The 23,118-nt window shown below is 44.7% G+C and carries 18 protein-coding genes; 7 read left to right on the top strand and 11 right to left on the bottom strand.

Annotated elements, in window-relative coordinates; all coding sequences use genetic code 11:
- Positions 1–270 precede the first annotated feature (270 nt).
- The gene (locus NYE72_RS07285) at positions 271–1,119 is read left to right on the top strand and encodes an AraC family transcriptional regulator (protein WP_036675751.1); all 849 of its coding nucleotides are present in this window, start codon (positions 271–273) and stop codon (positions 1,117–1,119) included.
- Positions 1,120–1,242: 123 nt separating this feature from the next.
- Here the strand turns inward: NYE72_RS07285 and NYE72_RS07280 are convergent, their stop codons facing one another.
- Positions 1,243–1,701: an Lrp/AsnC family transcriptional regulator gene (locus NYE72_RS07280; RefSeq protein ID WP_038569421.1), complete on the bottom strand. Its 459-nt coding sequence runs from the start codon at positions 1,699–1,701 to the stop codon at positions 1,243–1,245.
- Between the two features lie 172 nt (positions 1,702–1,873).
- Between NYE72_RS07280 and NYE72_RS07275 the strand changes: the two genes are divergently transcribed.
- Together NYE72_RS07275 and NYE72_RS07270 are read left to right on the top strand one after the other, a co-directional pair.
- Entirely contained in the window at positions 1,874–3,049 is a 1,176-nt protein-coding gene (locus NYE72_RS07275) for a serine hydrolase domain-containing protein (RefSeq protein WP_052096869.1), read from the top strand.
- Between the two features lie 117 nt (positions 3,050–3,166).
- Complete coding sequence (locus NYE72_RS07270) at positions 3,167–4,375, top strand: MFS transporter (protein WP_052096867.1); 1,209 nt, start codon at positions 3,167–3,169, stop codon at positions 4,373–4,375.
- Between the two features lie 182 nt (positions 4,376–4,557).
- Here the strand turns inward: NYE72_RS07270 and NYE72_RS07265 are convergent, their stop codons facing one another.
- The 4 genes from NYE72_RS07265 to NYE72_RS07250 all read right to left on the bottom strand — a co-directional run bounded on the left by NYE72_RS07265 (position 4,558) and on the right by NYE72_RS07250 (position 8,174).
- On the bottom strand, positions 4,558–5,718 hold the full coding sequence (locus NYE72_RS07265; RefSeq protein ID WP_339211617.1) for a serine hydrolase domain-containing protein: 1,161 nt from the start codon (positions 5,716–5,718) through the stop codon (positions 4,558–4,560).
- A gap of 150 nt (positions 5,719–5,868) precedes the next feature.
- Positions 5,869–6,702, bottom strand: a complete 834-nt coding sequence (locus tag NYE72_RS07260) for a metallophosphoesterase (protein ID WP_038569419.1) — start codon at positions 6,700–6,702, stop codon at positions 5,869–5,871.
- Between the two features lie 303 nt (positions 6,703–7,005).
- Positions 7,006–7,704: an SDR family oxidoreductase gene (locus NYE72_RS07255; RefSeq protein WP_038569417.1), complete on the bottom strand. Its 699-nt coding sequence runs from the start codon at positions 7,702–7,704 to the stop codon at positions 7,006–7,008.
- A complete protein-coding gene (locus tag NYE72_RS07250; RefSeq protein WP_038569415.1) occupies positions 7,704–8,174 on the bottom strand; it encodes a VOC family protein in 471 nt (156 codons plus the stop codon). The genes NYE72_RS07255 and NYE72_RS07250 overlap by 1 nt, the downstream gene beginning before the upstream one ends.
- 263 nt (positions 8,175–8,437) lie before the next feature.
- Here NYE72_RS07250 and NYE72_RS07245 point away from each other — a divergent pair, with 263 nt between their 5' ends.
- Genes NYE72_RS07245 through NYE72_RS07235 form a run of 3 tightly spaced genes read left to right on the top strand, consistent with a single transcriptional unit; the run spans position 8,438 to position 11,462 of the window.
- Positions 8,438–9,319: a sugar ABC transporter permease gene (locus NYE72_RS07245; protein ID WP_038569413.1), complete on the top strand. Its 882-nt coding sequence runs from the start codon at positions 8,438–8,440 to the stop codon at positions 9,317–9,319.
- Positions 9,319–10,158: a carbohydrate ABC transporter permease gene (locus NYE72_RS07240; protein ID WP_036675762.1), complete on the top strand. Its 840-nt coding sequence runs from the start codon at positions 9,319–9,321 to the stop codon at positions 10,156–10,158. Before NYE72_RS07245 ends, NYE72_RS07240 begins: the two co-directional genes overlap by 1 nt.
- Before the next feature lie 38 nt (positions 10,159–10,196).
- On the top strand, positions 10,197–11,462 hold the full coding sequence (locus NYE72_RS07235; RefSeq protein WP_038569411.1) for an ABC transporter substrate-binding protein: 1,266 nt from the start codon (positions 10,197–10,199) through the stop codon (positions 11,460–11,462).
- A 98-nt stretch (positions 11,463–11,560) separates the two neighbouring features.
- Here NYE72_RS07235 and NYE72_RS07230 read toward each other — a convergent pair whose 3' ends face one another.
- Positions 11,561–12,142, bottom strand: a complete 582-nt coding sequence (locus tag NYE72_RS07230) for a TetR/AcrR family transcriptional regulator (protein ID WP_036675766.1) — start codon at positions 12,140–12,142, stop codon at positions 11,561–11,563.
- 294 nt (positions 12,143–12,436) lie between these two features.
- On the opposite strand from NYE72_RS07230, the gene NYE72_RS07225 reads away from it, so the two are divergent.
- The gene (locus NYE72_RS07225) at positions 12,437–13,879 is read left to right on the top strand and encodes a DHA2 family efflux MFS transporter permease subunit (protein WP_235219372.1); all 1,443 of its coding nucleotides are present in this window, start codon (positions 12,437–12,439) and stop codon (positions 13,877–13,879) included.
- Between the two features lie 130 nt (positions 13,880–14,009).
- On the opposite strand, the gene NYE72_RS07220 is transcribed toward NYE72_RS07225, so the two are convergent.
- The 5 genes from NYE72_RS07220 to NYE72_RS07200 form a co-directional block, all read right to left on the bottom strand.
- Complete coding sequence (locus NYE72_RS07220; protein ID WP_051490872.1) at positions 14,010–15,023, bottom strand: stalk domain-containing protein; 1,014 nt, start codon at positions 15,021–15,023, stop codon at positions 14,010–14,012.
- Positions 15,024–15,282: 259 nt separating this feature from the next.
- Positions 15,283–16,155, bottom strand: coding sequence for a hypothetical protein (locus NYE72_RS07215; RefSeq protein ID WP_038569409.1), 873 nt, complete (start codon positions 16,153–16,155; stop codon positions 15,283–15,285).
- 81 nt (positions 16,156–16,236) lie between these two features.
- Positions 16,237–17,370 (bottom strand): hypothetical protein, encoded by a 1,134-nt coding sequence (locus NYE72_RS07210; protein ID WP_038569407.1) that lies wholly within the window; start codon positions 17,368–17,370, stop codon positions 16,237–16,239.
- Entirely contained in the window at positions 17,352–17,909 is a 558-nt protein-coding gene (locus tag NYE72_RS07205; protein WP_036675772.1) for an RNA polymerase sigma factor, read from the bottom strand. Before NYE72_RS07205 ends, NYE72_RS07210 begins: the two co-directional genes overlap by 19 nt.
- A 243-nt stretch (positions 17,910–18,152) precedes the next feature.
- Positions 18,153–22,730, bottom strand: a complete 4,578-nt coding sequence (locus NYE72_RS07200; RefSeq protein ID WP_038569405.1) for an endo-1,4-beta-xylanase — start codon at positions 22,728–22,730, stop codon at positions 18,153–18,155.
- Between the last annotated feature and the right edge of the window lie 388 nt (positions 22,731–23,118).

Below are 23,118 nucleotides of genomic sequence, written 5' to 3'. Positions count from 1 at the left end.
TTTTATGTCCCACCTTTTTTCATTTTTCGTTTAAAATCGTTCAAAGTATCTCTAATTTCAGCATAAGTTTACATATAGATTACACAATTCGATAATTTATATAACATTCTAATTTTCTCTTCACACCCCCTTTGCTAAACCATTCGGAACAACTTCATCATAGCGTCTAAAAATATGATTTTCAGCACATATATTCACTAAATATATTGTTTTTCTGCATATATTCTTGTTAATATAGTTGACATACAACTGAATTGGGAGGGATAGCAAATGGAAACCAATTTTTATGAAGTACAAAAATTCGACATCAGTCGAGAGAAAAAAAGTCAATCCAGCATGCCTACACGACATTACCATAACGGTTATGAGGTTTTTTACATGGTTTCGGGAGATATTTGCTATTTCATAGAGGATAAGGCTTATCAGGTTGTCGGGGGTTCTCTATTGCTGATTGACATCAATAAAATTCATAAGCTTGTCAATTCGAGTGGGGAGACCTTTGAACGAATAACACTTGTATTTAAACGCGAGTTCCTCGAAGATCTGTTTCCGAACAATAAGACGCTTGATTTGCTGTCCACTTTTACACGAGATTGTCATCTGCTTCGATTTAATGGTTCTGAACAAAACTTTATCGAGAAATTATTCAATAAAATGGTCTCTGAATTTACGAAGCAACCTCCCGGCTATGAATTCTATCTAAAAACACTTATGTTTGAGCTGCTTATTTATATTTATCGCCACCAGGAAGCGATGCCTCCTGCAATCACTGAAGAAATCAGTGTAGTGAACAAAAAAATATTTGAAATTGTTGACTATCTCAACCGTTATTACGACCAACGTCATTCCATACGCGATATTGCCAACAGATTCTATATCAGTCCTTCCTACTTCTGCAAAACTTTTCGTGATAGTACAGGCTTCACCTTTACAGAATATTTGAATAATGTGCGGATAAAGGAAGCTCGTGCCTTGTTAATTAATACTGCCTTTAAAGTAGCCAAAATAGCTGAAAATGTTGGATTTGATAATATGACTCACTTTGGTCGGGTATTTAAGGAAATCACCGGGCTTTCTCCATTAAAATACCGCCAGACTTATAAAATAGAGAGTCCATGATGTATCTACGAAAAAGGAGCAGCTGCAATCATTTTTATTACAATATCCACACCAAAAAGACTCCTCTATTTATATAGAAGAGTCTTTTTTTGTTGCGACAGGCTAACGGATTATGTTTAAAATCTAACTCAGTAAGTTTAGGCTTGCTTCTTCAAGCGATGGTATAAGAAATTTATGATCGATTGGCGATGACATCACGATTAGAATGGTGTAGGTACCGTATTTATCACATTGATTTCCGAATTCCTCGAGGGCTCGTGTAGAGTCGGTTACTACTTTCAATAAGTAGTTGTGTTCCCCACTTATACGGTTACATTCGACGACATCAGGACTTGAGCGGCAGAAATCAAGGAATGCATTACAATCCCTAGAATGAAATAACATGTAGGCAGCAGCATGTTTCCCAATCTTTTCAGGAGAAATTATGGTGCGATATTCGCTGATGATGCCTTTTTCCTCCATACGCCTAACTCTCTCCGTAACCGCAGGTTGCGATAAACCGACACATTTCCCCAGCTCTGTCATAGAAATTCTTGCTTGATTTTGAAGATGGAAAAGAATTTGCTTATCAACATGGTCCATCAAAATCGCCTCCTTTAAATTTAAGGTGTTCTATATTAACTAGCTTGTAATTAACCGTTATAAGGCTAATTTAACTTAGTTGCCTTATGTAATCAAGATAACTCGTTATATATAATAACCCTACAATAGTAAAGTGTTCCTGGCTTTAACTATTCCGAAGGGATGAAGACAGATGAGTATATTGGATTCAAACAAAATAAATACAGAATGTTTATCAGGTCGCATCGATAGAGTAATCGATCGAACCCTCGCTGACAAGCGTTTGGTCGGTGCTGTCATTAAAGTGATGATAGATGGGGAACTGGTTTATAGCCGTGCTGCCGGTTTTGCCGACCGTGAGATAGGCCGACTTATGCGAGAAGATGCCTTATTCCGGCTAGCTTCAGTTACTAAACCTATCATTTCAACGGCAGCCCTAGTATTAGTTGCGCAAGGTCGTCTACAGCTGGACGACCGCGTTGATCGTTGGCTTCCAGAGTTTCAGCCGCGTTTGCAGAATGGCGAGTTCGCGACCTTGACGATTCGTCATTTGATGACGCACACCGCAGGCCTGTCTTACCGATTTTTTCAAGAAGAGAAGGGTTCCTATCAGTCAGCAGGGGTATCAGATGGTATGGATCAGCCCGGCATCACGTTGGAAGAGAACCTGCGTCGTCTTGCCTCTGTCCCCCTCCTTTATACGCCAGGTACCGAGTGGAAATATTCCATCGCGACAGATGTACTGGGAGCAGTAATTGCAAAGGTCACAGAAACACCGCTTAGTGAAGCTGTACATTCACTCGTGACAAAGCCGCTTGGCATGAGCGACACGGGTTTTATTGCAGTTGACCGAGAACGGCTGGCCACTTCCTATGCCAATGATACTCCAGAGCCACGGCCCTTACTTGAGCCCGACAGTATTGCCTTTGTGGAGGGAACGGCTGGGTTCCTGCTTGCCCCTAGCCGAGCATTTGACACTACTGCCTATCCTTCTGGAGGATCTGGCATGGTCGGCAGCGCCGGAGACTTTTTGCAACTGCTGGAAACATTACGTAAGGGCGGAGCGCCGCTGCTACCAGAGTCACTGGTTCACGATATGACGACCAACCAGATCGGTGATCTGCCAATGGCCTTCTGGCCAGGACGAGGCTTTGGCCTAGGCATTACTGTACTAAAGGATCCTGTCGCCGCAGACACTCCGGAATCCCCGGGTACTTGGCGCATGGGTGGCACTTATGGTCATTCGTGGTTCGTCGATCCGAAGCAACGCCTCAGTGCCGTGGCTTTCACTAATACTGCACTGGAAGGCATGTCGGGTCAGTTTACTGTTGACCTTTGTGATGCCATTTATGATAGACGTAATAAATAGAGCAAGAAAACAAGGTGCCTGGGTCCGGAATGAACCGGCCTAGGCGCTCTGTCTAGTAGACCTATTCGTCGTGTGTATCATGAGTTTGCTAAAATTATATAAGAGAGGGGCTTCTCTATGAGCCAAAACACATCTTCTGCCACACAAAGTGCCTCCAGCACTCCCTCTTCTGAACGTCTGCCATGGGCTGGATTACTCGCCCTAGCCATGACGGGGTTTATCTGTATTCTTACCGAAACGATTCCGGCCGGCTTGTTGCTCCAAATAGGTGAGGGGCTTGGAGTCTCCGAGGCCCTTGCAGGTCAACTTGTCACTTTGTACGCCCTGGGTTCACTGTTGGCGGCGATTCCCTTAACTACCGTGACGCGTGGATGGCGGCGGCGACCACTGCTACTAATGTGCATCCTTGGTTTTCTCATATTCAACACCGTCACCACTTTTTCTTCCAATTATATACTTACGCTGATAGCTCGGTTCTTCGCAGGCGTATCCGCTGGAGTCTTATGGGGGATGATAGCAGGTTACGCCCGGCGCATGGTTCCGGAGTCACTCAAGGGACGAGCAATGGCCGTAGCCATGGTTGGCACGCCTCTCGCTCTGGCACTCGGTGTCCCTGCGGGAACACTTCTTGGCACCCTTGTAGGCTGGCGCTCTATCTTCGGGATCCTGTCGCTATTGGCTCTGATGCTAATCGCTTGGGTGTTTTGGAAGCTACCGGACTATCCAGGAGAGGCCCCTGATAAGCGACTCCCTCTCTACAAGGTTTTTGTTATTCCGGGGGTACGGCCGGTACTGTTTGTTGTTCTGGCATGGGTACTGGCACACAACATCTTGTATACCTACATTGCCCCCTATCTTACTCAGGCCGGGCTAACCCAGCGCGTTGACTTGGTACTGCTTATTTTCGGCATTACAGCGCTTGTTGGCATCTGGGTCATCGGTATTTTGATCGACCGCAAGCTGCGTCCATTGGTTCTGATCAGCCTCGCTGCTTTCGCCTTGTCATCCATTGTACTAGGCATTAGTAGCAGCCAGCCCGTAGTGATCTATTTAGTGGTTGGTGTATGGGGGTTGACGTTTGGAGGAGCGGCTACTTTGCTACAGACAGCCGTTGCCGAAACCGCTGGCGAAAGTGCAGATGTGGCCCAATCGATGTTGGTGACGGCATGGAACCTAGCTATTGGCGGTGGCGGCGTGATGGGCGGGATTCTTATTGAAACACTTGGTGTCCGCTCCTTCCCGTGGGTAATGTTTATACTATTGATTCTTGCGCTGCTAGTAGCGTGGCGTGCTAAAGATTACGGATTTCCTTCAAGGAAGCGTTAAGCACACACATAAGAATTCCTGCCACAATCATCGAGTTTACAGATAACAGTAGCTGAACAAGAGATTTTTTAAAAAATAAGCCAGTGGTGCATATTAGATAGGACTAATATATGCCACTGGCTTTCTTATATTAGATTTTATAAAATCAACCCTTGATAAATTCTTGCAGATCCTTGGCCGAATTACAGATCTGTGATCGCTGCCAGAACGGTATTATTGAAATAATCAACATACATATTTTTAAATGGCTTCTGGTGATCCAGCTCTACGGATAAATGAACCGTCACCGTCTGATAAATCGGATCCACACAGAGGAATGGACCTGCCGCCCCCCAGTGTGAATAGGCATCAGGAGAGAGCAGATCTCCGCCGTCACGCTTCGTGCCATTAATCGCCCATCCGTATCCCCAGTACGCTTCAGGAAAAACTTCATCTCTATATTGTGAGGATACGCCCGGAATTTGATTGCGGGTCATTTCTTTTACTGTTACCGGACTAAGGAATCGTACTCCGTTATAAATTCCACCGTTAAGGAACATCTGGCCAAAAACAGCCAAATCCATAGCCGTTGAGTAAGCGCCGCCCCCCGCAGATACAGAATTCAAATTGTATTCGCTGTCTACCCATTCCGCGCATGCTGCCTCAGGAGCACGTCTAACTACTCTGTTCCGCACTTCCATTGGCACACGATAATATGTATTTTCCATTCCCAGCGGTTTAAAAATGGTTTCCTTTACGAATACATCATAAGCTTGTCCACTAACACGCCGTATGATTTCACCCAACAGCTCATAACCATATCCACAGTAAGACATCACAGTACCTGGCTCATGGCTAAGTGGTGCATCATAACCGCCATATAAGTAACTATGCAGTTCTGGATCTTGATTAGGTTCGGGTGGAGGATATTCCTCTTGCGCCTGTTTGGCAATTCCATTAGAACGAATCACATCAACCTCAATTCCAGAGGTATGTGTCAACAAATGATGTACGCATACCTTTGTTTTGTTTTCCCCTGTAAATTCGGGGATGTAATCAGAAACCGGCCTATTTAGACCCACTTTCCCTTGTTCCACTAACATCATAATAGCGGTTGCAGTAAATAGTTTTGTTATGGAACAGAGTGGAAATATAGTATCCACGGTTAATTCCGCTGCGTCTGCTTCAGGGCCGGTTTTTCCATTCGCTTGATGGACCAGCAGCGTCCCCTTTCTCGCAGCAACAATAACTTGCGCAGGTGTGATATTGTCTTCAACCATTTGCGCGGCGGCTGTACGAATGCGCTCCACACCAAAGGTCGAGACACCCGCCTGTTCTAAAGAATTAAATACTAACCCTCTCATCGGTAGCCCTCCAATATGATTCATTTAATACATATATAAACTATTATACAAATATATTAAATAATCCTGCTAGCTTACTATTATCCTGTGACTGAATTGTTGCTAAAGCTGACCCCGGTTTCTCCCGAAAATCAGCTTAGCTTTGTTTTACTAATTGACCGCTACCTTAAAAGCATCCACATTAAATGTTGTCCCGTTGATGGATAATGTGGCATTGTAATAACCCCGATCGCCATTTGTTTTGCATTTATATTCCCCGGAACATCCGCATACAAAAAATTTAGTTTTATTGTAACCGGGATATATATTACTAAGTTTTTGGTAAAACAGATGTCCATGATGCGTAAAAATAGCTAGCACCTTATCTCTCACTTTTGTAGGAATGGATGAAAAAAACTTATTCGTCTCCGATGCGCTTAATACATGGGTTGGGTCCACCGTAATCCCGCTCACTTTGAGGGGCCAATGAAAATCTATAATATAATAAAGACTATCATCTAAATTTTTCAACAAATTTATACTACCCGGAGTGAACCGTCCAAGCGCACAATTAAGCCATACATACTTGACCTTCCCCTGAGTACCCGGGAAATTCATTTGCCCTTCATCAGCACCTAAATATTGTCTGAATAAGGACTGTGTACTTGCCTCCCAATTTCCTATAGATGCTTTATAAGGAATACTCCCGAGCGTGCTTGTTACCGTATCCTTGAAGTCCTTGTAGTAAGCATTCGCATTATTTCCATGATTAGCTCCCGCTTGCGTATTATCTCCTCCAAAAATAACAAATCTCTTATTCCCGCTATTCACAGCTTTAGGCAAAAGATTCCTAAAAATGCTTGCGCTGTTTCCATACCCCACATGACTATCACCAATAACCGCAAAGTTAATGATTTGTGCTTTTGCCTTAAGAATTAAACTACGTTTAGGCTGCAGTCTGGAGGCAGGTCTTCTTCTCCTACTAGGTTTCACCTGTCTTTTCATCTTAGATTCACCTCTTTTAAAATGGATGAAGGATCATAGTAGTATTTATATTCGCTTTACCTTAGGGACTCTTGGACCAATGGATTCATCTAGGAGATTAGTTCCTCTTATACTTTGTGGTCATTTATGCGGCTTGTCCCAAACGGGAGATTATAATTAGTCCCATAGAAATGAATAATATAATACCATTCATAGACTTATTTATTGATTAAGAAATAAATAAGCATATAGAAAAATCAAAAAGAGGTAACTCAGAAGCCACGAATGGCTATTGAGTTACCTCTTTTAGTTAGAACACTCTACTTAAATCTTCATATCCTTACCCGTATAATCTACAAACATGAAATGACCTTCCGGTGTTGTCCGCTTCTCGATCAAGTCCATGATGCCCTCAGCACTTTGGGTCGGATTCGTTGGCGCCTCTGCCCCGCCCATCTCCGTATGCATCCAGCCAGGATGTACGCCGAGTACTTGTACCCCTCGTTCTTTTAAATACACATGCAGTTGCTGTGAGAACATATTAAGTGCCGTTTTGGAGATGGAATATGGATAGTCTCCCGAATAAGCATTAGTAATGCTGCCTGCTTCCGACGATATATTGATAATCGAAAGTTTGGGTTCAGTGAGCAGCGGCAAGAAATGCTTAACCACCCGCATCGGTCCGTAAAGATTAATATCCATCGTGGTAAGCATATCTTGGAAATCAAGTTCTTCAATCTGTGTGTCCCTGGCGGTCAGCACCGCCGCATTATTAATAATGGCACCAAGCGTCCGGCCTTGTCCTTGCAGAATCGCAGCAAGCGCTGCGATTCCTTCTTCATCCGTCACGTCCAGCGCGGCCACAGTCAGCTTCTCGCCATAGGTCGCAGCAAGCTGGGATAGTGCTGTTTGTTCCTGATCAGGACGGCGAACCCCGGCAATGACTCCATGCCCCCGCTTCAATGCCTCAGCCGCCAGCTCATAACCCAATCCACGTCCGGCACCAGTAATTAGTATATTCACTATAAATCCTCTCCTTTATCCTTATCGTTCTCCAGCAGTTCCACAATCATCTTTAACTCCTTGAACGTGTCCAGATAAGCATAACGCCCCCCGGTATACTCACCCTTTTGCTGGAGTGGGAACCCTTTGCCTTCGAGCAGCATAATCTTCTCCTTCATTCCTTCAACCACAAAAGCAATATGATGAGGTCCCTCACCATGCTCATTCAAATAATCACGCCACGTACTGGGCTGCTGATCTGGCTCAATCAGCTCAAGCTGCAGGGAGCCCATATCAAAAAAAGCCAGCTTAGCCCGCGCCACCGTCGCCTCGCCATTATACCGAGTCTGCGCCTTATCTTCTGTATCTGTAACGATAATTTCCGGCTTCTCCAGTCCAAAAAACTCCGCATAAGCCGTGCTTACCTTTTCAACATCATTCACCAAAATTCCAATCTGCGTAACAAAATGATTCCCAAGCCATCCTGACATGTACTCTACCTCCCATTTGTCTGACAAGTCCACCATACCGATTCTTTGAAAAGGCTGTCAAGCCTGAAAAGAAATCGCTCCGGGCCAGTGAAAATTATCCAGAGAAAGTCCAGCCGACTTCGGCGCTATCATAGGCATTTATACCTCTCCAGATGCCGCAACTGGTTAAGAATATTTGGTGCGCGATGTTACTTTTTGTTTCGGTTAATGACCAATTCGGTTATAGAATGAAAAGTTTAAATTAACAAAAGGGGTGAGGAACGATGGACCATAGAAAAAGATCACGCCTGATGCAGCAGTTTATTTTTGTCGGGCCAACTTCCTTATTTTTCTTTATTATTGTGCTGATTCCTTTCTTTTTGGGACTCTATTATTCATTTACCAGCTGGAACGGAATCTCGCGGCATGTGGAGTGGACCGGGCTGCGGAACTATCTACATATTTTCACCAAGGACCCTTCCTTTCTTAATTCATTCTGGTTCACGGCGAAGTTCACTATCTTCGGTCTAGTGCTGACCAATCTGCTTGGCTTCACACTCGCTTATGTGCTGACGCGTAAACTGTTCACACGCAATGTCCTGAGAACGGTATTTTTTGTACCGCATGTCATTGGCGGACTTTTGCTCGGGTTTATTTGGCAGTTTATTTTTGTCAGAGGATTCTCCTCTATTGGGCAGGCCACCGGCTGGTCCTTCTTTAATCTTCCATGGTTAGGCACCGGAGGGACAGCATTCTGGGCGATTGTTATCGTATTTGTCTGGCAAAATGCGGGATATCTGATGGTGATCTACATCTCTGCTATCAACAATGTTCCCCAAAGCCTAATTGAAGCGTCCAAAGTGGATGGAGCCGGACGTTTTCAGGCCTTGCGCCATGTCACTCTTCCACTGGTCATGCCCGCTGTAACTGTTTGTCTATTTCTATCTATCTCTTGGTCCTTTAAGCTGTTTGACCTCAACCTGTCGCTGACCAAGGGTGGACCCTTTAAAGCTACCGAATCTGTAGCCTTGAATATTTACAATGAAGCCTATACCATCAGTCGGTTCGGAATGGGCTCGGCCAAAGCGATGGTTTTCTTCGTCATCGTGGCTTTGATTTCCCTATTACAGGTTAGAGCAACCAAGAAAAGAGAGGTGGAGCTGTAATGGAGACTACCGCCAAGAAATTTAATGTTCCCCTGCTTCTCATCGAAGTGATTGTAATCCTGCTGGGACTTCTATTTTTAGTGCCATTTTACTTTTTGCTGGCTAACTCAGTGAAAAGCTATAGTGAAATACTATCAGACTCTGCTGCGCTGCCTTCAGCACTCCAGTGGAGCAACTACGCGGAAGCTTGGAAAGCTACCAATTTCCCTCGCGCTTTCCTGAACTCTTTTATCATCACGGTGATTAGTAATATTCTGCTAGCATTCCTTTGCTCCATGTGCGCTTACAAAATGGTCCGCAACAACAGCTTGTATAACCGTGTGCTCTATATTGCATTAGTAGCCGCCATGGTTATCCCATTTCAATCTATTATGATCCCGCTGGTGCAGGTCGTCAGCGGCTTGGGCGTTATGGATTCAACCGCCGGTTTGATTTTAGCGTATCTTGGGTTTGGCGCCCCGATGACTGTTTTTCTATTCCACGGCTTCGTCAAATCGGTACCTCTCGATATAGAGGAAGCTTCAAGAGTAGATGGAAGCAGTCCTTATGGTACCTTTTTCCGGATTGTTCTTCCGCTTATGCAACCGATTATCGTCACCGTCATCATACTGAACACCCTGTGGATCTGGAACGATTACTTGATGCCATCGCTTATTCTGCAGGATCCGGTGCTCCGCACCATTCCCATCGCCACTTATAGCTTTTTCGGACAATATACGAAGCAGTGGGATTTGGCGCTTCCAGGACTTGTGCTCGGGATTACGCCGGTGGTCATCTTTTTCCTAGTAATGCAAAAATATATTATTGAAGGCATTGCCCAAGGCTCCGTAAAGGGCTAACGATACATGTTGCTTTCAGCCAGAGAGGATGAATAAATATGAGAACAAAACGTGGAATTCTCCTCGCATGCTCCCTGCTGCTGGCTGCTCTGACAGCCGGTTGCGGACGCAGCAGCGACAATGCAGACGGAGTAAAAACCGTGCATATCTACCAATTCAAGGTTGAAATATCCGAAGCGCTGGCTTCGCTCAAGACCGAATTCGAGAAAGAACATCCCGATATTAAGCTTGAGGTGCAAAGCGTGGGAGGCGGGACCGATTATGGCGCCTCGCTGCGTGCCAAATTCTCTTCCGGAGATGAGCCGGATATCTTCACCATCGGCGGCAACAATGAACGTGATATGTGGCTGGAATATCTGGAGGACCTGAGCGGCGAAGCTTGGGCCAAGGATGTAAAGCCACTCGCAGCAGAACAAATGACCATCGATGGCAAACTCTATGGGATGCCGATGAATCTGGAAGGATACGGCTTCATCTATAATAAGGATCTATTTAAGAAAGCCGGAATCACCGAGAAGCCATTGACGCTAACCGCTCTGCGCGAAGCCTCCGAGAAGTTAAAAGCGGCAGGCATCACACCTTTTGCGAATGGTTACCAAGAATGGTTCGTGCTTGGCAATCATAATGTAAACGTACCTTTCGCCCAGCAGCCTGATCCGGAGGCATTCATCGCCGGACTTACAGACGGTTCCAAAACCTTCGCCGGAGACCCTATTTTCTCCAAGTGGATCGATCTACTTGACCTTACTGTAGAGTACGGCAATAAGAACCCGCTCTCGACCGACTATAATACTCAAGTCACTATGCTAGCGAGCGGTGAAGCTGCGATGATGCAGCAGGGTAACTGGACACAAGGACAGATCGACGGCATCGATCCCAATCTTAATCTGGGCCTCCTGCCCATGCCCATTGACGACACTCCCGAAGACAACGACAAGCTTTATGTAGGCGTACCCAGCAATTGGGTTATCAATAAAAACTCTCCCGTTAAGGAGGAGGCCAAGGTCTTCCTGAATTGGCTCGTCACCTCCGAGACCGGAAAAAAATATATCACCAAGGAATTCCAATTCATCCCTGCGCTCGACAACATTAAGGGAACCGAAGAAGATCTTGGAGCACTAGGTGCTGAGGTGCTGGCCTATACCGATAAAGATCAAGCGCTGACCTGGAACTGGACCCGTCTGCCGAACGGGATGCCACAGGAATTATCCAGCAGCATACAAGGGTATCTCGGCGGCAAGCTGACCAAAGAAGGGATGTTGAAGGAATTCCAAGTCAACTGGGATAATCTCAGTGTGCAGTGATTTACCTGCTCTAAATACGACAAACAGCCGCGCAACGATGCGTGGCTGTTTGTTCATGTTCATTTAATTCCTCTCCGTTCATTAGTCGGAACCCGTTGCTAGTTCGCACGCAGCATACTAATTTGTCTGGCAAGATACACAGGCGTATAGGGCATGTCATCTCGGAGCCAAGAAATAACCGTGCCGATTAGAGCTGCTGAACCGTACCAAACGGCAATGTCCTTTTGTATCGGCGTCTTTGAATGATCAGCAGTCCCCTCCTTTTTCTCCTGGTGCGCAGAAATGATTTCCGCCATCAAATTAAACAGGCGATCTGTAAAAATCGGGCTTCGTTTGGATGTGAGTATGACTTTGTAGAATTTTGCATTTTCCGCAATATGCTTAAGCAGACTTTCTAATATCCTCAAATTCTCTTCATCAACCGACTGGTGATGGTTGTCATCGTTGTTCACCACTTGTAGAATGTCCTCCACCATCTCATCCGCCATCTTTTCCAGCATATCCGGGAGATCCCGATAGTGCAGATAAAAAGTAACCCGATTGATTTTAGCCCGCTCTGCAATACGATTTACTGATATTTTCTCAATATCCATTTCCTCAAGCAATTCAATCACAGCATCTCTAAGCAATTGACGTGTTCGAAGTACCCGGGGATCTGTACGTTGCGTTGTGTTATTCATCTTGTACTCTCCAATCTTTTACTTTCATATTGTAAGCTACATATTTTAGATAATTGTTGTTTTTTAAAAAGAAAAAACTACATTTTTAGAACGAATGTAAACTACTTTACATTTTTTTGCAAATTGTTGCTTGATTACATGAAAATTTCATTTATAATCTAATTCATGCATTGTAAACTATACAACACACTGTAAATTTAGTCCATGATCGACGAGTTGAAAGGATGGAGTGGAGTGAGTACAAAGACAGAAGTAACAAGCAGTTCCGTGAAAAAGGGCCCCATCTTATTCATTATGATTTTGGGCGCCTTTCTTGCGACACTGAATCAAACGGTAATGAGCGTTGCCGTTCCGGAGTTAATGCATGATTTTAATATCTCGGCGGCTACAGCTCAGTGGCTGACAACGGGGTATATGCTGGTTAATGGTGTTCTAATTCCAATTACAGCTTATCTAATGCAACGATTTACGACGCGAGAGCTTTTTCAAGCTTCTATGTTTATATTTTTGGCTGGAACGATCGTATCGGCCCTCGCGACAAACTTCCCTGTTCTGTTGACCGGGCGTATGATTCAGGCAGCTGGTGCCGGGATTATCATGCCACTGCTCACGAATGTCATCTTGACCCTGTTCCCTCCTGAAAAGAGAGGGGCTGCCATGGGGATGGTAGGGCTAGCCATTATTTTCGCACCTGCGATTGGACCTACTCTGGCTGGATATATTTTGGAACATTATTCTTGGGAGACTATGTTTTATGGCATGATTCCTTTGACCGTCATTGTAATCATATGCGGATTTATTTATTTAAAAAATGTATCAGAACGCATCTTTCCCAAGTTGGACATTGTTAGCGTAACTCTTTCTACCATTGGTTTTGGAACCTTGCTGTATGGCTTCAGCCGTGCTGCCAGTGCAGGCTGGTCGAGCGCAGAAGTGTTATTGTCTTTAGCGGCAGGTGTGCTTTCCCTTGGCTTATTTACTTGGAGACAGCTGGCTTCCCAAAATCCACTGCTTGATCTCCGGGCCTTTAAATACAATATGTTCTCCTTAACGACTGTCATCAGTATCGCAGTTACAATCGTGATGTATGCGGATATGATGCTGCTGCCTCTGTACCTGCAGAATGCCCGCGGTTTTACAGCGATGGAGTCCGGTTTGCTGCTGCTTCCCGGTGCACTCGTAATGGGATTGTTGATGCCGGTAACCGGAAAGCTGTTCGACCGGTTCGGAGCGAAATGGCTCGCCATCATCGGATTGTTAATTACAATTGCAACGACTCTAAGCTTTGTGAACTTAACCGACTCAACCAGTTACATGTATCTGGTATACATGTCAACAGGCCGCCGGATCGGGATGGCTCTCCTTCTCATGCCTATACAAACCTTGGGTCTAAATCAACTCCCCGCCAAGCTTAGTGCGCATGGTACAGCGATTTCAAATACCATTCGACAAGTAGCTGGCGCCGTCGGGACTTCCCTGCTCGTCACCGTAATGACGAGCCGTACTACAACGCATATGAAGGATATGCTGGCCTCTGGCAGCACACAGAACGGAACACAGGAACATATGATTATGGAAGCATCCATTCAAGGGATCAATGATTCCTATCTAGTGATTGTGGGAATTGGCATCCTCGGTCTGCTGCTATCTTTCTTTATTAAACGTGTTGGGCAAGCGCCTGATCCTGAGCAAGAACCCAAAGTGAAGCTAAAAAAAGTCATTGCCAAAGAAGCTTGATATATAGAAGTTATCAGCACTGTTTAAGAATCATAAAAAAGAGATCAACGATGAATGACATCGTTGATCTCTTTTTAGTTTGATCTTTATTACAACAATTAGCGACCAAACCATCTGCTAACTTGCATAACTATTTCAGTTTAAAATAGATGGACCTTTTGTCGGACTCAAGCTTGCTATCGTTTCTATAAAGAACAAGGTTGTTCTCCTTGCCTTTGATTATTGGCAGAATAACTTTACCCGAAGCTTCAAAAGAACCCGGTTTACTTGGGGTGACTTCAGGAAAATCAGCTAACAACTTTTCGATATTTTCTCCGAGAGATCCCTCAAAATAATCACTAGAGCCACCAATATAGTATTGTCCACTGGATGTTTCTACCCCCCAAATGGTAGGTGTAAAACTTGAAAGGAACTTCCGCCCTTGGTCCTGACTACCTTTTACAAGAGTGGCGTTCTTCACCTTAAGCGTTACATCAAGCAGGACATAATCTACAGCTACATCGGGATCAGTGACATGTTCCTCAAACCCAAGAGCATGTAATTGTCCGAGAGTAGTCGACGTAACCTTATTGATAGTGAAAGTATATTGAACAGATGTTGAATCACCTTTAGGGCTATAATTGTTATCAAGGTCCGTATAAGTAAAAGAAGTACCTAACTTCACTGCATCTGCAAACGAAGCGCCGCTGTTACTGGAAGTCGTAGCGGAAGATGAGGCAGCAGGCTTTGGTGTTGCCTGCGGTGTGGACTCGGTTGCAGGCGGAGTAGATACGGTTGCTGGCTTCGCAGTAGCTTGTGCAACGGTATTGTCCTTATCCGGTACAACAGATGTTGATGTTCCGCCGTTCGCCGATGTGATCACAACAGCTTGACGACTGTTATCCCATTTCACGGTTGCCCCCAGTGCTTCAGATACAGCCTTGGCGGATACATAGCTATGTCCCTCATAGATAATTGGGTACATTGTTCCTTCACTACTTGACAGGTTCACTTTCTGATTATCCACTTCAATGCTGATGGCCGCATTCTGATATGCAGAAATCTTCTTCAATGTCGTGTCTGCGTAAGCGACTGCACCCACAGCCAACAGCATTGAGCTAACTGTAATAATTGACATGACTTTTTTACTTGTTACCTTTAGCATCTTACACTCTTCTTTCATGTTTATGTATATGAATCTCGAAAATTATATCACTTTATATCGAATATTGTAAATATTGGAATGATAGGATATTCGTTCTTTATTTGTGAATACTTAAAAAAGACACATTTCCATTGCCAACGCCACATTTCGCTTTTAATCTCCTAAACAGCGTGAATACTATAGATCTTTATACTCAAACCAAAAAGCAGCCCTGGGGGCTGCCTTAATCAAATTAATTAGTAAGTGTCTTAGAATCATTCTACGCCGAAGCTTCAATGATCTGTCCTGCCAAAGCAATCAAATCCTCCTTGGTCAGGTGTCCACCGGTTTCCCGAATAATATAATTGACACGGGTCTTTGGATTCATCCATGCAACTGACTTGTACTCCATCTTATCAATAGGTGTGTATACCACCTCTTGGCCACTCACTTTTAGCTTCTGCGACTGTGCATTTGCTGGTTCGGATTCAACAGTCGTATCCTTAGGTCCTGCAGGTTCGGCAGCGATGGCAAGAACTCCTCTTTTACCATTTTTCTCTGTGGTCATATTATAGATGATGTTGATAGCTGTACGCTTCTCCTGCAATTTCTTTACATATATTTTCTTATCGGACGCCTTACCCTCGGCGATCACTTGATAGTATATCTTATCCTGTTCTTTTTTCGTCATATATGGAGAAACAATTGCCCTGAAAAAATTGTAGCCTTCCGGAGGCTCTTGCAATTGCAGTGGCATGGAGGTATTGCCGGCAGCATACTTTTCCACATATTCATTATACGTATTAAACGAAAGGGAATAATATGCACCCGCAGTGGGTGATCCCTTAGCATAGGCTTGATATTCCTTGTCATTAATATACACATATCTGATTTCTCCAGGTTTAAGCTCTTCACTTAATGCTTTCTGCTGCAGATCTTTGAGATTTTTGAATTTTTTTTGTTCCTGATCTGTTTTCGCTTTGGCAGCTTCATCGATGCCCTGAGCTATATATTTGACTTCCGCCTTAATGGCGGTTTCTTCCACAGACTGAGCAACAGACTTCTCGGCGTAAGCTTCTCCTTTGAAGCCATAACCTAAACCGAACATTAGGGTCATACTGGTCATGGCAATGAGTGTTTTTCTATTATTCATTAAAATACCTCACCTTCCTGTATATGTAGTACTCTTACATAACACTTACGTTACCGGATTTGTGACATCAAATTTCTATACTTATTTCATCATGTCGGCAGCAATTCGGATAACCTCCTCTTTGGTTAAAGAAGAAGACTCCGGTGCAGCAGTCATATCGTATACTACATTTTGTTCTGTATCCGTCCAGACAAGTCTGTATCTATACCCCAACTTTATTTCATTGTTTGTAGTTTCCGTATAGATCAGTTGGGTTCCGTTAACAAGAATATTCTGTACGATTGTGGTGTTCGTCCTTAGTAAGCTTTCCACCGTTCCGGACTTTGCCTTGATGTGTTTGGCATTAATTCTTACCATACTCTCCCCTTTTTTGTATCTCATCGACGAATAGTCATAATTAATACTGGCCGTAGCTTCTTTTTTCCACATAACCCGGTAACCGCCTTCCAGCTTTATACCATCAGTCAGGGCAAGCAGTTCATTCTCGTTGACCTCAAAATCAGGTTGTATCCATGCTTGATCAAAAACATACCCTTCTGGCAGATACTCCGGACGTGGCAAATATGGCACCTTATACTCTTCTGCTTTGGCTAAATAACTGGAATAATCATTAAATAGCATCGCAGGAATAACTCTGCCAAGCTGAGGACGTTCATCTCCAGCACCTTCCTTTTTTAACACGTAAGAAGCGCCCTCTCCCGGTAGTAATAATTTCTCTACAACTCTATATGCCTCTAAATTTTTTTCACTCAGCAGCTCTTCTTCTTTGGTCGCCACTCTCTGAGGAATTTTTACCTTTGAAGGAACTAACGGATTCTTAGATACTTCAATCGTCCCCCCTTCCTTCGTTGCAAGAAGCGGCTCGTATGGCAGCACCTCATATTGAAATTTGGCAGCTTGCCAGGGACTCTCCTTAAACAAGGAATAGCTGCCTCCTACCAAGACAACCAGGATCAGCACCGCTGCCCATCTCCTTACAGGCCTGCTCCACATGCGCTTACGGTATCGTTTGGCATAGGTTTCTGGCTCCACTCTATGCATAATATCTGGGATGTCCCCCTCCTGTTGGTGAGGTACAGGCTTAACAGCAAGGTGACCATTACCTAGCCCGATGGCTTGCATTACAGAATCATGAACATCAACCAGCGGAAGTTTGGCAGAATTATCCCCCTCCTTCAGAAACAACTCTTCGGAAGTCAATTCGTCCTTGCGCATAGTTGTTTCTCCTTTCTTTCAATGACTTCTCTGAGCTTGCACCTTGTCCGCTCGTACCGTTTCCTAACTGTGACCGTACTTTTACCCAGAATTTCACTAATTTCTGCAAATGATTTATCTTCAAAAATGCGCAAAATCAACAGATTGCGTTCCTCCACGCTAAGCTTTTCCAGGGCAGAGGCCACGGATTCACTGAACAACTGATTTTCTACCATTTGTTCAGCGCTTTTAGTGGTTACATCCTGTCTGAGTAATTTTCGCAGCTGATTTTGAAATTTCTTCCGGCGCAGTTGATTCAGGCAATGATTATAAGAAACCCTGTAGAGCCATGAGTTAAAACTCACCTGAGACTCAAAATGGCCGATGTTCTGGTAAGCCTTAATAAATATGTCCTGAACCGCATCCTCGGCTTCTTCCTTATTGTTCAACAAGCGAAAGCAGTAGAGGTAGATCCGTTGTTGGTAGAGTCTGATAATATCTGAAAAAAGGTAGACTTCCCCCGCTTGTACCCGCTTTATCTTTTCTTCAATAGAGTCCACGACTGTCTCCTTTCTACTATCAGTACAGTTATAACACTTGAGCGGTCTGTTTCGTGACATTTTTTTCCGTTTTAGCTCCAATTTAACGGAACATACACAAAAAAATCGCTGCTCCTCTCCGCAGGGAGGTGAGCAGCGATGCTTAAAACAGAAGAACGCAAGGGATGGATATACACGTATTTCCGCTCTTCAGATTAAAAATGAACATGAGCCAATTCAGACTTTTTTTCTCTGCTGCCGGGACTACAGCTTCCAGATACGGTACAGGATGACTGCCGCTTCAGCACGGGTAAGCGTATCGTTCGGCGCAATTCTATTATTCTTTCCGTTTACAACTCCGGATTTGATCAACAATGATGCGCTGTCTTTTGCGTAGCTGGATATACTTGCTTCATCTAGATAAGCAGCTACAGTACCGCTCGCCTTAACTTGCTTGCGGGCTGCCGCCAGCGCGCGTGCTGTCAGCACCATCATATCTTGTCTGGAGATATTGCTATTGGGTCTGAACGTATCATCTTTAAAACCTGTAGCAATTCCCAGTTCCTTCGCGATGACCAGTTCATCATAATAATAGTCCGTCTTTTGGACATCGTTGAACATTATTGCACTTTTGCCCGTTCCCTTCAGTTCAAGTGCTCTTACGAGGAGAGCAATGAAATCCGCTCGTTTGATTGAATCTGCAGGTGAAAAGCTGTTCACCGACGTTCCTTTGATGATATCGCGAGCCGCCATAACGCCTATAGCTTGTTTAGCCCATGACAGATTCTGCAGATCTCCGAAGTCTTTCTTTACGAAGGTTACTGCATAAGTGCTGAAGTGGGTTGTTTGAAAGACAACCGTTTGGGTTGCAGCATCATATCGACCGTTCGGAACCGGCATTACGTTGCCTTTGCCATCGATGTACCAAACGACGATAAGCTCTGGATGGTTAAGCTCCTCCGCTGTCGGCACGTAAGGAATGGCTATCGTTACAGGTGCGTTAGGGTTATTCCAAGGAATAACTTTGTCACCTGCTACTAAGCTTAGACCGATAATTGGATGGTTGCCGATCATATTGCGGGTAGCTGCTTCCAAGCTGTCCGTGGTGACTTTATTTATTCGTATGGATACTTGTTCAGCACTGTCTGTTACATTGGACAACATATTGCTTGGAATTTGAATTGTGGCATTTTCCGTCTTAAGCAATAGTTCATAGTTTTCTTTCCCCATTAGACTTTGGGTCGGTAATTGTATATCATACCCTTTCGTGTCCGTTTGCTTTGGCACTTCAATGATAATTTGTTTCTTGCCGTTTGCCGCTACACTAGCCTGTTCAAGCGCTTTTTTCATGTTGTCGCTGGAGATCGTACCTATGACATACCCATTATCGGACTTTACCTCCAGTTTAATCGTAACAATACCATCTTTGTTTGTAATGGCTCCAGGTTGTGGAGTTGATACAACATTACCGGTGCTGCTACCCATTGGTGCATTTGTTGGCGCTGGCGTCACTGTTTGAACAGGTGTCGGGGTTGCCGATGGTTCCGTTGGGTTTGTTGGATCCGTTGGATCGGTTGGGTCAGTTGGGTCTGTTGGATCGGTTGGGCTCGTTGGTGTCGGTGTCGGTGCTGTTGTCGGTGTTGGGGTTGGTTCCGGACCGGCAGATTTCCCCTTTAAAGTAAGCACACCATAAACGGATGTGTCCATATACCCAGTTCCACTCGTATCGTTCCAAGCCGCGACACTTTGACGTGAGCCCTCTTTAGCATCGTTGATCTGTACATCGAAACCAAGCTTTTTATCGTTGTCCGGAGTGATCCCTTGAAGTGGAATCTTCACTTCAACCGTATAGTTTGTTCCGGAAATCTGGGTTGCCGATTCGAAGCCGGCTGCGATACTTGAAGGATTAAATGAAGTCTCGTTGTCAAAATTGACTCTGTACTGGCCATCATCATCTTGATAAAACGTCGTTTTCCCATTATTTTGGTCTACGAAGATTTCGACCGAATCCTGTTCATGTGCATTCACGCTGCTCTTATCAAGCTGCGTATCACTCACCTGGACTAGGACATATAAATATTGATCATCCCAGAGTGCTTTTGCTACTCCGCTCGCTCCTTGCCAAGCGGTTTGATACCGATTGACCGGAATCTCAGCGGTCTGGCTCCAGATCTCGTCAACTGTTCCGTCTATAACAGGTGCAGCGAATTTGGCAGTAGATTGATTGGCTTCTACTGATTCAGGCTCATGCTCTTCAATGAAGGTATCAGGATCGATAACGCCATAGTAAGCCGGCTTAGCTTGCAGATTTTTATCGAATAACAACGGATTGGATGAAGCTCTCCAGCTTGTATTATCATCCATTCCCCAGAAGGTAACACGTTTGATAGAATCAGCGTGATCCCTGAAGATATTTAACAACTGTGCATACAGATAACCCTGCGCATTAGCAAGCTTTTCAGAAAGCTGATAGTTGCTTCCGGCCTGAATGTCCAGCTCAGTTATGCTTACTTCGACACCCAAGGAAATGAACTTTTCCAAGGATAGCTTCACATTCTCTGGGTTCGTATTGATGCTGTAGTGCCCCTGCATGCCAACCCCGTCGATAAGCAATTTGCCAGGGTGAGTCAGCGCGTACCTATCATTGATTTCTTTGACCATACTGTAGATGGCCTGCGCTTTATTCTGATTGTCTTCGTTATAATCGTTGTAATAGAGCTTAATATCCCAATCTGGATGCGTGTCCAGCACTTCTCTTGCCGCCAGGAAGGCTTGCTCTACGTAATCTGCTCCAATAGCACTTTTCCATGGGGCGGAACGCAGCGCAGTTTTCCAATCTGTTGGGTTGGATGGGTTATCGCTCATCGCCTCATTTACAACATCCCAGGAGATCACCTTGTCACCAAAATGCTCCATAACGGTTTGGATATGGGTCTGCAAATTCATAAGAGCTTCATCCCGTCCCAAGGGGATCGTGTTGTTAGCTGCGTCTGTTGTTGTATTCAGCCATGCAGGCGATTGTTGATGCCATACCAACACATGTCCATGCATCTGCATGCCCTCAGCCAGTACTTTATCTACAATTGTATCTGCCGCGGTAAACGTGAAGTTGCCCTTCGTAGGCTGCAACGCGTCCGGCTTCATGGCATTACCTGCCGTAGCAACATTGTGATGCATTTTCAGAAGCTCAAGTCTGACACCTTCCAGATCCTCAGCGGTTATCGCATTTCCGATCAGAAAATCACTCTGGTAAGCATCCTTAATCGGCACAAGATCTTTTTCGATATCAACCGGGCCAGAGCCTACCTTTTCAAAATTAATATCATCGATATAAAATGAGGCCGCGCTATTACTGGAGCTTTCCACATAAATGGTCAAATACTCACTGCTTACATTGTTATAACGGTAAGTTCCCTCGAACTGAATCCAGCCATCGCTTGCGCTGATGGTTTTAGGTGCGAGCTGCACATAATTGGCGCTGCTTCCATCGCCAACCTGCGTGGACAGCTGAAGCTGCGAGCTTGCTGGCTGGATCAGCTTGACCCATAACGAAATTTTATATTCGTAGCCTTTGTCCACATACTTCTCCACACGTAATGTCGGCCCATGCCATGTACTGGTTCTTCCCTCAACCTTCAAAGCGTATGAACCACCATCCGTATGATTCGCTTCATTAGTAACCGTAAGCGTTTCAGTACCTGCTCTGCCTTCAAAACCACCTGCCGTTTGATCCTCAAAAGTAACAGTGGTAAAAGGTAAAGCTGGGTCTCTAGGTGTTTCTGGTGTTGGAGTTGGCTCTACTGTAGCCACCTTTTCTGTGACCAATACATCCCCAATGTAGAACGGAACCGTTTTCCCGTCATCGTTGGATTGAACACGCAGTGTTGTATCTTTGTCCGTATCCACGGTAAATTTTTTCGTCAAGGTGACCGCTTGGCCTGCTTCATAACTCACATTTGCCAAAAGAGCGTAGCTGCCTATCGCTTGAAGATAAGCTTGGGCACCACTAGGTACAGTCACATCAGCGTCTACATACACGGATGCAGTTACCGTGTAGGTTTTGCCGTTTTCTAGGCCCATATCGCTGAATTTAAAATCAACCGCGTCCCAGTTATTCGCTCGGTTGCTTACATATAAAGCTGCCCCGTCAGCATTGCCAGTAAAAACTTTATCGGTGACAGGGGTTAGGTTAGCGCTACCTGATTGTGAGGCTAAACCTTTGCCACTCGCAAAAGTTTCGTGATAGATTTCTTTATCCGTTTCCGTCACTGCTTTTTTTGCTGTAATGAGGAGCTCCCCAATGTAGAACGGAACCGTTTTCCCGTCATCGTTGGATTGAACACGCAGCGTTGTATCTTTGTCCGTATCCACGGTAAATTCTTTCGTCAAGGTGACCGCTTGGCCTGCTTCATAATTCACATTTGCCAAAAGAGCGTAGCTGCCTATCGCTTGAAGATAAGCTTTGGCACCGCTAGGTACAATCACATCAGCGTCTACATACACGGATGCAGTTACCGTGTAGGTTTTGCCGTTTTCTAGGCCCATATCGCTGAATTTAAAATCAGCCGCGTCCCAGTTATTCGCTCGGTTGCTTACATATAAAGCTGCGCCGTCAGCATTGCCAGTAAAAACTTTATCAGTCACAGGTGTAAGGCTAGCACTGCCTGCTTGAGCTGCAATACCCTTGCCACTCGCAAAAGTTTCGTGATATACCGTTACCGTATCTGATGATACTGTCGTATCCTGCGCCGCAGCTTCAGTAACCGGAGCGATCCAGCTTGTCGGAATAAGCAAGGCAGCTGCGAGTAAAATCGAGATTACTTGTTTAAGCATTCTACTCATTTAATGCATTCCTCCTCTAGTGATTTTCATACAAATCAGTTAATGACCTACCTTATTAGCACCAGCCCTATATTCCCACGCTAATTTCTTTACCTGCTAAATCCTCAATTTCAACAGTGGCACAATCATTCCGAAGAGCAGTAGAACATCATCACAAATGAATCTTTTTACTTACAGACCCCCTCCTTTTATGTAAACGCTTTCATGTGTACTCACACTATTTTACAGCCTCGCTGCTACGCACTACTACGCTAATATTAAAGGTGTTACCCCCCATAATTATAGGAAAACGTATGTATGATTAAAGATTCTACGTATTTAACCCAAAAGAAAACCCCACTTACGGACCGTTGAACGTAACGGAAGGTAACGGGGACTTGGTTTGTTA

The organism is Paenibacillus sp. FSL L8-0333 (assembly GCF_037965665.1).
Lineage (GTDB): Bacteria > Bacillota > Bacilli > Paenibacillales > Paenibacillaceae > Paenibacillus_AQ > Paenibacillus_AQ odorifer.
Note: the sequence above shows the minus strand (reverse complement) of the source record. Positions and strands in the feature narration are given on the sequence as shown.